3 protein-coding genes are annotated in these 2,615 nt (G+C 75.4%); 1 reads left to right on the forward strand and 2 read right to left on the reverse strand.

The annotated features are described in order from the left end of the window. Together DZF91_RS25140 and edd are read right to left on the reverse strand one after the other, a co-directional pair. On the reverse strand, positions 1 to 164 hold a 164-nt coding region (locus DZF91_RS25140), incomplete at its 3' end, for a glucokinase (RefSeq protein WP_199486875.1). Positions 165 to 192: 28 nt separating this feature from the next. Further along, entirely contained in the window at positions 193 to 2,025 is a 1,833-nt protein-coding gene (gene edd, locus DZF91_RS25145) for a phosphogluconate dehydratase (protein ID WP_199486876.1), read from the reverse strand. Positions 2,026 to 2,362: 337 nt separating this feature from the next. Here edd and DZF91_RS25150 point away from each other — a divergent pair. Then, a partial coding sequence (locus tag DZF91_RS25150) for a winged helix-turn-helix domain-containing protein (RefSeq protein ID WP_147341371.1) occupies positions 2,363 to 2,615 on the forward strand: 253 nt, incomplete at its 3' end.

Raw genomic sequence — 2,615 nt, forward strand, 5'->3', positions numbered from 1 at the left:
CCCCCGCCGTGCTCGGCCAGGTAGGCGGCCGCGGCCTCGGCCAGGCCCCGGTGGTCCCGGGTGGGCAGCGCCGCCACCCGTCCGGGCGGCGCCCCGGGGCCGTCCACCAGCGCGAAGCGCGCGTTGGTGCCGCCCACGTCGGCGACCAGCCACGGCGTCGTCATGTCCTCTTCCTCCTTGCCTGCGGGCGGCTCAGCCGAACACGCCCGCGCCGCGCTCGGCGGGCCCGACGGCCCGCCGGAACGCCCCGAACAGCTCCCGGCCCGTCCCGTGCACCGGGTCGGACGGCGGTGCGGCGGGCTCGCGCGCGGCGAACTCCGCGTCCGGCACCAGCACCTCCAGGAGCCCCTTGTCCGCGTCCAGCCGTACCACGTCCCCGTCGCGGACGCGCGCGAGCGGACCGCCGGCGGCGGCCTCGGGGGACACGTGGATCGCGGCGGGGACGGTCCCGGAGGCGCCCGACATCCGGCCGTCGGTGACGAGCGCCACACGGTGGCCCCGGTCCTGCAGGACGCTCAGCGGCGGGGTGAGCTTGTGCAGCTCGGGCATCCCGTTCGCGGCGGGCCCCTGGAACCGGACGACCGCGACCAGGTCCCGGCCGTCGAGCTCCCCGGCGGAGAACGCCGCCTGGAGCTCGGCCTGCGAGCCGAAGACCCGCGCCGGGGCCTCGACCGTGCGGCGCTCGGGCGCGACGGCCGACACCTTCACGACGGCGCGGCCGAGGTTGCCGTCCACCGTGTGCAGGCCGCCGTGCTCGTCGAACGGCTCGGCGGCGGGCCGCAGGACGTCGGTGTCGCCGGACGTCCGGGGCGCGTCCGTCCAGGTCAGCTCGCCGTCGTCCAGGGTGGGGACGACGGCGTACTCGGCCAGGGACGCGCCGCCGACCGTCCGGGCGTCGGCGTGCACGAGGCCCGCGCCGACCAGCTCGCGGATGAGGAAGCCGGTGCCGCCCGCGGCGTGGAAGTGGTTCACGTCGGCGGTGCCGTTGGGGTAGAGCCGGGTCAGCAGCGGCGTGACGCGGGACAGCTCGTCGAAGTCGTCCCAGGTCAGCTCGATCCCGGCGGCGGCGGCCATCGCGGGCAGGTGCAGCGTGTGGTTGGTGGAGCCGCCGGTCGCGAGCAGCGCGACGACGCCGTTGACGAACGCGCGCTCGTCCAGCAGCTCGCCGATCGGCGTGTAGCTGTCGCCGCGCGGGTCGGTCAGCTCGACGACGCGGCGGCCGGCCTCGCGGGTCAGCCGGTCGCGCAGCTCGGTGTGCGGCGGGACGAAGCTGGCACCCGGAAGGTGCAGGCCCATGACCTCCATGAGGAGCTGGTTGGAGTTCGCGGTGCCGTAGAACGTGCAGGTGCCGGACGAGTGGTACGAGCTGGCCTCGGCGGCGAGCAGTTCGTCCCGGCCGATCTCGCCGGTGGCGAACCGCTTGCGGATCGCGGCCTTCTGCGCGTTCGGCAGCCCGGACGCCATCGGCCCCGCCGGGACGAGGATCGCGGGCAGGTGCCCGAAGGCGAGCGCGCCGATCACCAGGCCGGGGACGATCTTGTCGCAGACGCCGAGCAGCAGCGCGCCGTCGAACATGTCGTGGGACAGCGCGACCGCCGTGGCCATCGCGATGACGTCCCGGCTGAACAGCGACAGCTCCATCCCGGCGCGGCCCTGGGTGATGCCGTCGCACATGGCGGGCACGCCCCCGGCGAACTGCGCGGTGCCGCCCGCCTCGGCGACGCCGGCCTTGAGCACGTCCGGGTAGTCCTTGAGCGGCGCGTGCGCGGACAGCATCTCGTTGTAGGACGAGACGATCGCGATGTTGGGCGCCACGTCCCCGCGGAGCTGGAGTTTCACCTCGGGCGAGCAGGCGGCGAAGCCGTGCGCGAGGTTGGCGCAGCCGAGGCCGCCGCGGGCGGGGCCCTGCGTGCGGGCGTCGGCGATGCGGGCCAGGTAGGCCGCCCGGCGGTCGGCGCTGCGTGCGGCGATGCGCTCGGTGACCCGTGCGACGACGGGGTGCACGGGGAGGGGCCCTGTGCTCATCGGAGACTCCAAGCCGAGAGGAGGGGACATCGACACACGCAACTTAGCGGGGATAGGTCATGCAAGTCATCAGACTTACGCAGTAATCTTTACAGAAGTTTCCCAGCTAGCGCCAACTCAGCATCCATAGGCGGCCCCTCAGACCACCTACGAACGCCCCCGCCCTCGCGCCGGCCCCCGTGCCGCAGTCCCCCACCGCAGTCCCTCACCGCAGGCCCTGCCCCGCCGGCCCGCACCGCGTGCGCCCGTTCGCCCGTCCGTCCGGGACAGGGGGACGTGCCCGCTCCGCCAGATCGATCCGGTCGCCCCGACCCCGTCCACGTGCTTGGATGATCCGATGCCCCACCGGCCCGTCTTCTCGCCCGCGCGACGCCCCGCGACCTGCGGCGACGTGCTGCGCCTCGTCCGCGAGGACGGCGTCGCCACGCGCGCCGAGCTGGCCCGCGCCACCGGCCTGTCGCGTCCGGCGGTCGCCGCCCGGGTGACCGAGCTGATCGCGCACGGGCTGCTCGTCGAGCACGCCGACGGCCCGTCCACCGGCGGCCGGCCGCCCGCGCGGCTCGCCTTCGACGCGGCGGGCGGCGCGGTCC

The sequence above is a fragment of the Actinomadura logoneensis genome, from assembly GCF_003428695.1.
Classification (GTDB): Bacteria; Actinomycetota; Actinomycetes; order Streptosporangiales; family Streptosporangiaceae; genus Spirillospora; species Spirillospora logoneensis.